General features: G+C 40.8%; 4 protein-coding genes. All 4 read left to right on the top strand.

Features of this window, described 5'->3' with window-relative positions; all coding sequences use genetic code 11:
• Positions 1-184: 184 nt before the first annotated feature.
• Genes CHI06_RS07935 through CHI06_RS07920 form a run of 4 tightly spaced genes read left to right on the top strand, consistent with a single transcriptional unit; the run spans position 185 to position 8,097 of the window.
• The gene (locus CHI06_RS07935; protein WP_095247888.1) at positions 185-2,011 is read left to right on the top strand and encodes a heparinase II/III family protein; all 1,827 of its coding nucleotides are present in this window, start codon (positions 185-187) and stop codon (positions 2,009-2,011) included.
• 5 nt (positions 2,012-2,016) lie between these two features.
• Complete coding sequence (locus CHI06_RS07930; RefSeq protein WP_373558142.1) at positions 2,017-3,147, top strand: glycosyl hydrolase; 1,131 nt, start codon at positions 2,017-2,019, stop codon at positions 3,145-3,147.
• A gap of 51 nt (positions 3,148-3,198) precedes the next feature.
• Positions 3,199-5,055, top strand: coding sequence for a DUF2264 domain-containing protein (locus CHI06_RS07925; RefSeq protein ID WP_095247886.1), 1,857 nt, complete (start codon positions 3,199-3,201; stop codon positions 5,053-5,055).
• A 15-nt stretch (positions 5,056-5,070) separates the two neighbouring features.
• The gene (locus tag CHI06_RS07920; RefSeq protein ID WP_095247885.1) at positions 5,071-8,097 is read left to right on the top strand and encodes a glycoside hydrolase family 2 TIM barrel-domain containing protein; all 3,027 of its coding nucleotides are present in this window, start codon (positions 5,071-5,073) and stop codon (positions 8,095-8,097) included.
• Positions 8,098-8,246: the final 149 nt, after the last annotated feature.

The raw sequence follows: 8,246 nt of genomic DNA, 5'->3' as shown, positions 1-8,246 counted from the left end.
TGCGGAAAGCGAAGCGCCTGGAGCACAAATCAACAGCCTAATTTAACACAGTCTTTGAAATGAAAGCGGTAATAACCTTTGAGAAAAGATAGTCAAAATTTTGTATATATAAATCAAAATACCGTTAATACTTTCAACTTGCCCTAATTTATAATAAAAGGAATTGGATTAGGAGGTAGAAATTTTGCTTACAGCCGGGCTTAAGAGTTTGATAGGGTCCCAAACTTCCCTATTGTTTCCTACTAGGGAATCCAAAATAAATTGGTGGAAAGAAATAAGACAAAAACCTGCTTTTCAACTGCTTCTTAATGAAATTAGAGATGAAGGGGATAGACTTTTAAAAGAAAGCGATCCTGAACTGACGTTTTCCCTTTTCAAAATCTTTGGGGAAACTGGCTCCCGCCTAGAATTTGAGAAGATTTATTTCGAAAAGCGGAGACGACTAACGACCTTTGCAATTATGGTGTTACTTGAACCTGAAAAAGACGAATATTTGGCGGCACTAGAAAACACGATATGGTCCGTTTGCAATGAATATTCCTGGTGTCTGCCTGCACACTTGCAAAATAGTCCGGAAACATCGGTGAACGTTCATTATGCACTTAATAAGCCTAGTAAGAAAGAGTATTCTATTGATTTATTTGCCGCTGAAACGGCCTTTGCGTTAGCTGAAATAGTAAAACTAACGGAGGATTCTTTAAATCCACAAATTTGTAAGCGCATTTATGAAGAAATATACAATAGAATCTTTTTCCCTTTTAAAGAAAAAACCTTTGGCTGGGAGAAACAAACACATAATTGGGCAGCTGTATGTGCGGGATCCATTGGTTGTGCAGCACTGCATTTAATCCAAGATCAGGATGAACTTGCCATCATTTTGGAACGGGTAATGGACGCAATGGATTCTTACTTAAAAGGTTTCCAGGATGATGGGATATGCCTTGAGGGGTACGGTTATTGGGAATATGGTTTTGGGTATTATGTCTATTTTGCAGATTTATTGAAAAAGAAGACAGAAGGAAGGTTGAACCTATTCGACTCTGAAAAGGTTCATCAAATTGCTCTTTTTCAACAAAGGACCTTTTTAAATCGGAATCTTGTTGTTAACTTTTCAGACTCACATCCGACCGCTTCTGTTTTTCTGGGGCTGAGCCATTATTTAAGCAAAATTTATAGTGATTTCGAAGTTCCAGAAACCTATCTACGTTCTCATTATACGGACGACCATTGCAGCAGATGGGCTCCAGCAATCCGAAATCTATTGTGGTTTGATGAAGATTCTCTTCCATTACCTTGGAGAAATGGCACCCATTATTCAAAGGATTCGGAATGGTTTCTTTCGAGGCACATTTGTGAATCGGGAAGTTTTGCATTTGCAGCAAAAGGCGGATATAACGACGAGCCTCATAACCATAACGACATTGGCCACTTCATTTTGCAAGGAAATACAGAAGTGTTCTTTAAAGATTTAGGAAGTGGTTTATACAGTAAGGATTACTTTAGTGAAAAACGCTATTCTTTTTTATGTAATGGCTCCCAAGGACATTCTGTTCCAATAATAAATCACCAATTTCAAAAAGCTGGAGCAGAAAAATCTGCTGACATTCTTCATGTTTCTATAGGAGAAGAGATTGATATCTTTGAAATGGATATTGCAAATGCGTATGAGGTTGAGAGTCTTCAAAGAGTAAAGCGAAGATTTACATGGATAAAAACAAATCAACCAAAACTGATATTGGAAGACGCATATTCTTTTGCTGAGCAGCCAGGTTCAATCGTGGAACGGTTCATTACACCTGTATTAGTAATCACAAAAACCGAAGATGGAGTCATTCTAGAAGGGCAGAATAAAGTAAGAATTTCATATGATACGAGGCAGCTTAAGCTAGAGACAAAATTGATTCCTTTTATTAATCATTTCGGTAAATCAGAAGATAATCTAGCCCTCGACTTTATTGTACTGCACCCTGATAGGGAGTGTACTGTCGAGTTGGCATTTCAATTTGAATAGACGGGGTGAAGAGATTGACTGAACAACAGTGGATAGAAGAAGCGTGGGAAAATGTCACGAATAAAATTAGTAGAACAAGTAAGAGAATAGGTGCGAACTTTCCACATGCCAGTGAGAATGGCCAGTATGTACTTGCAGAACCTCATTGGTGGACTGCGGGTTTCTGGCCGGGACTATTATGGCTTATTTATCGAGATTCAAAAAATGAGAATTTAAGACTACTAGCGGAAGAATGTGAGGACAAGTTAGATACTGTCCAACGAGACTATTACAAACTCGATCATGATATGGGGTTTATGTGGACATTGACCAGTGTCGCAAGGTATAAAATCTTGGGTGACGAAGAATCGAAACGGCGTGGACTGATAGCGGCAAATCTATTAATGGGGCGCTTTAACCCAAATGGCAACTATATTCGAGCTTGGAATCCATGGACCGAAGGAGAAGACAATAGTGGAATTGCCATTATTGACTGTATGATGAACCTGCCGCTCTTGTACTGGGCATCTGAAGAAACAGGTGATCCAAGGTTCAAGGGTGTTGCCAAGAAGCATGCCGAAATGGTAGTAGATCACTTTATCCGGAGCGATGGCGGAGTTCACCATATTATTCGGTTCAACCCTGATAGCGGTGAAAAGATAGAAGCGCTGGGCGGGCAGGGATATGCGCCAGAGTCTGCGTGGTCTCGAGGAACCGCATGGGCCATTTATGGACTCACTCTAACTTATCATTATACAGGTGAAGAAAAATACCTAGAAAATGCCAAACGGGTTGCTCATTTTTTTATTTCTCACTTGTCGGAAGATTTCGTACCAGATTGGGATTTTCGTCTTCCGAAAGAAGTAGATTCACCAAAGGACTCTTCAGCAGGAGCCATAGCTGCGTGCGGCCTGCTCTTGCTTGCTGACAAAACAGCTTCCGAAGAGTCCCCAATATATAAGAAAGCAGGAGAAAGGATTCTTCAGTCCTTATACAACCATTACAGTGATTGGGAAGGGTCAGAAGAGGGATTAATTCTCCATGCAACAAGTCATTTCCCGCAAGGAAAATATACGGATAATCCTCTCATATATGGTGACTACTATTTTGTCGAGGGTCTAGCGTATTTAAAAGGGTTTAAAGATTTATTTTGGTAGATTGATAGCCGAAGGAAAAAAGGAACCATTTCTCTGTCAGGAGGGAAGTTTATGATAAAACTCGATTTACCTATTCAGAAAAATACACTTCAATCACGGGAGGATTTGAGTGAGGCTGTAAAACAAATCTTAAACCCATTAACGCCTTTTTACTCAAAGGGGAAAACCCTCCTCCAATTAGGCAGTACAGGGGCGGGGTACCCAGATTCCCTAGCTGGAATGGAAGGGTTCTCAAGACTATTATGGGGACTTGTACCCCTGTTAGCGGGTGGAGAGGAATCGGAAATCTGGGATATCCACATGCAAGGCATAAAGAATGGTACAGACCCTTCTCATGAAGAATATTGGGGAGATATCGCAGACTTTGATCAGCGTGCTGTAGAAATGGCGGCATTTGGATATGCACTCGCGCTCATTCCTGAAAAGATTTGGGATCCTTTAAGTGATTTGGAAAAATTCAATTTGTTCCAGTGGCTTAATCAAATCAACACAATCAAGGTTTATGATTGCAACTGGTTATTTTTCCCGGTAATAGTCAATCTAGGGTTTAAGAGAGTTGGCTTACCATATAATCATGAAACCGTGATAGAAAATCTTGAACGAATAGAACACTTCTATTTACAGGATGGATGGTATTCTGATGGGATAGGTGCTCATTGTGATTATTATGGACCGTTTGCCATTCATTTTTATAGTCTTCTTTATGCAAAATTGATGGGCAGCGAGGATCCAGAAAGGGCCATGTTGTATAAAAGCAGGGCAGCGGCATTTGCCAAGGATTTTATTTACTGGTTTGCGAATGATGGCTCCGCCCTGCCATATGGGAGAAGCCTTGCTTACCGATTTGCGCAATCTTCCTTTTGGAGTGCTCTTGTCTACGCAGAGGTCGATGTGTTTCCGCTAGGAGTAATGAAGGGAATTATCCTGCGGAACCTTCGCTTTTGGTTTAGTCAAAATATATTTGACCATATTGGCCTGCTAACGATTGGCTATAGTTATCCAAATTTGGTCATGGCAGAGAATTATAATTCACCATGTTCACCTTATTGGGCGTTAAAAACCTTCCTGCCTTTAGCACTGCCTGTTGATCATCCTTTTTGGAAGGTGGAGGAGGAACTTCTTCCTTCATTAAAGGAGAAGGTTGTACAGCACTCACCACGTTTTATCCTATGCAGACAAGATGAACAAAACTATATTGCTGCATTTAATGCGGGGTATCAGCACACAAATGACCACTCTCATATTGCAGCGAAATATGAAAAATTCGTTTACTCCAATCTTTTTGGATTTAGTGTGCAAAAAGCTGAATGGGGACTTGCACAGGGAGCATTTGATTCGATACTTGCTGTCAGCGAGGGCGACAATATTTATAGAGGTAAAAGAAAGTGTGAGGAATATGAGGTAAATGATAATGTAATCTACACGAAATGGAAGCCGTGGGATGATGTTGAAATTAAAACATGGCTTGTTCCAGGGACTCCGTGGCATATACGAATCCATTGTATTGAGACAAGAAGAAACCTTGACGTTGCAGAGGGCGGATTCGCTTTAGGTTTGGAACATACCCAATATAATGGGCAAAAGGCGGAAGGAATTACACACTTAAAAGAAAGTGCAGCCATTTCACCTTGGGCTGTAAGCGGTATAAAGAGCCTGTATGGAAATGGAAAAGCAGAGCTCGTCTATCCAAATGCAAATACAAATCTAGTTCATACACGTACTGTTATACCAACAATTAAGGCTAGTCTAAAACCAGGAATACATTGGCTTGTAAATGCTGTGTTTGGGGAACCAGGAAGTGAAACCACTTTGAACCAATGGGAAACCACTCCAAAGATTGAGTTTGGGGAAGAAAAGATATTCTTAGAACTTGGAAAAGAAAAGATTATTATTCACAAAGTAAGATAGGAAGTGTAAATAGATATGACAACAGCTCCAAAATTAGACTGGCTTACAGATCTAAATGTGTTTTCTGTAAACCGTCTTAAAGCGCATTCGGATCATCTCTATTATGAGAAATTGGAGGAGGCACAACGTACGGCTCCGATGAAAATGCGTCATGATTTAAATGGAAATTGGAAATTTTTCTATAGTATTAATCCGGATCACAGACCAGATCAATTTTATAAAATGGGATATCCTTGTTCAAGCTGGGGAGATATCAGTGTTCCTGGTCATATTCAACTCCAAGGCTATGGTCAGCCCCAATATGTAAATACGATGTATCCTTGGGACGGGCATCATGACATTCGTCCCCCAGAAATTCCAACAGATCATAATCCGGTTGGAAGTTATGTTAAATTCTTCAACGTTCCGACTAACATGGAAAATAAGCCAGTTTATATTTCCTTCCAAGGTGTAGAGTCTGCTTTTTATGTATGGTTAAATGGTGAGTTTGTCGGCTACAGCGAGGATTCTTTTACCCCTGCTGAGTTTGAACTTACACCGTATTTGGTTGAGGGTGAGAACAAGCTGGCAGTGGAGGTTTATCAGCGGAGTACCGGAAGTTGGCTGGAAGACCAGGATTTTTGGAGATTTTCAGGAATATTTCGTGATGTTTATCTTTATACAGTACCTGAAATACATGTATCGGATGTATTTGTCCGTCCAGAGCTGGATTCTACTTTTACAAAGGGTATGTTAAATGTTGATTTAAGGCTTCAAGGGGTGAACGCTTCAAACATTACAGCAGAATTAGTGGATAGACAGGGATGTCTTGTTGCTGCCTCAAAAGGTGAAAAAGTCAATGGCAATTGGTCCATTTCAATGCCTATCGATAACCCTGAGCTTTGGAGTGCAGAAACCCCCTATTTGTATAAGTTATTTATACAACTCTATAACGAGACTGGCAGTTTGGTAGAGGTTGTTCCTCAGAAGGTTGGGTTTAGAAGGTTTGAACTGTTGAATAAAATTATGCACCTCAATGGAGAGAGAATTGTGTTCAAAGGCGTGAATCGTCATGAATTCAATCCACGCACGGGCAGGGCGATTACAAAGGACGACATGCTCTGGGATATTAAAACACTAAAACGTCATAACATCAATGCAGTTCGTACGTCTCACTATCCTAACCAAAGCTATTGGTACGAGCTATGTGATGAGTATGGTGTATATGTCATCGATGAGATGAATCTAGAAACACACGGCTCATGGCAAAAGATGGGGGCTGTTGAGCCTTCCTGGAATATTCCCGGTAATAAGCCGGAATGGGAGGCTATCGTCATGGACCGAGCCATTTCGATGGTAGAAAGGGATAAAAATCACCCATCTATCTTGATTTGGTCCTGTGGTAACGAATCTTACGCTGGCGAAGTCATTCTAAATGTCTCTAAATATTTTAAAAAGGCTGATCCTAGCAGACTCGTTCACTATGAAGGAGTATTCCACAACCGTGATTATAACGACACAAGTGATATGGAAAGCCGCATGTATGCGAAGCCAGTCGATATTGAAAAGTACTTAAATGGAAATCCGGAGAAGCCATACATTAGCTGTGAGTACATGCATGCAATGGGAAATTCACTTGGCGGTATGTACAAATATACGGATCTTGAGCAAAGGTATCCAATGTATCAGGGTGGGTTTATTTGGGATTATATTGATCAATCCATTTATAAAAAGGACCGTTACGGAAATGAATACCTTGCATACGGCGGCGATTTTGGTGATCGTCCGACGGATTACGGATTCTGTACAAATGGAATTGTGTATGCGAACAGAGAGCTTTCACCTAAAATGCAGGAGGTTAAATTCCTATATCAAGATTTTAAACTAATTCCAGACCAGACGGGTGTTACCATCAAAAATGAGAGTTTGTTCTCCAATGCTGCGGACTATGAGCTCGAGTATGTCCTATTCCGTGAAGGGAAGGAATTATACCGAAATACACTGTTGGCTGTGGTTGGACCGCAAACTGAAGGACGTTTTGAGTTTGATATCCCTGCAGAAATCAAAGCTGAAACAGGTGAGTATTGCATTCAAACATCACTCGTGCTGAAGGAAAGTACCCTTTGGGGAGAAGAAGGGTATGAAATTGCATTCGGTCAGTTTGTTTATCAAGTGGGTACAAAGGAATTAGCGCAAGTATTCGGCAATTTACGGGTTGTCTATGGGGATGTCAATATTGGTATTCACGGTCGTGACTTTACGGTTATGTTCTCTAAAGGTGCAGGAAGCTTAGTATCCCTGAACTATTCTGGTAAAGAGATGATTTCATTGCCGCCGGCACCATTGTTCTGGAGGGCTAGTACGGACAATGATCGAGGGTATTCTCAAGGGTTCCATTCCGGGCCTTGGTATGCAGCGAGCCTGGCGAGAAAGTGTGTAAATATAGAGGTGGAAGAGAAGAGCGGTCAAGTCAGTATTGGGTTTACTTACAAGTTCTCCATTAGTAATGACATTGGTGTAAAGACAGTTTATACAGTTTATCCGGATGGAAGTGTTCGAGTAAAGTCTGAGTACAAAGGTGCTGACAATCTACCTCAGCTGCCGATTTTTGCAGTGTCCTTTAAGGTACCTGCTGATTATGACCAGCTTGAGTGGTATGCGATGGGTCCAGAAGAAAATTACTCTGACCGTGCTATGGGTGCTAAACTTGGTATCTTTAAAAATCAAGTAAGTGATAATCTATCAGGATATGTCATGCCGCAGGAATCTGGAAATCGAACCGGTGTCCGCTGCGTCAGTGTGACAAACCGTAACGGTCAGGGCATCAGAATTTCTTCGGTAACGAAACCGCTGGAATGCAACCTTAGTCCATATACAGCATTTGAACTTGAGAATGCACAGCATCTGTATGAACTTCCACCGGTTCATTATACGGTTGTAACAGTTGCCGGTAAGCAGATGGGTGTTGGCGGGGACGACAGCTGGGGAGCTCCAGTTCATGACGAACACTTAATCAAGGCAAATCAAGAGATGGAATTTGAATTTCTAATCCAAAGGGTTTGAACGGCTACAGTACTCTTCAGAATAGATACAAGGAAAACAGAGCAATCTATCAAAGGTAAAACTAAGAAAAAACTAGGGAAAGAGCCTGAATGAATCAGGCTCTTTTGTTTTTTGTTTTTACGATATGTTTTAGTAAAATTTTTAGTAAA

It is taken from the genome of Bacillus sp. 7884-1, from assembly GCF_002272245.1.
GTDB lineage: Bacteria > Bacillota > Bacilli > Bacillales > Cytobacillaceae > Neobacillus.
This window is presented reverse-complemented; position numbering and strand designations above follow the sequence as displayed.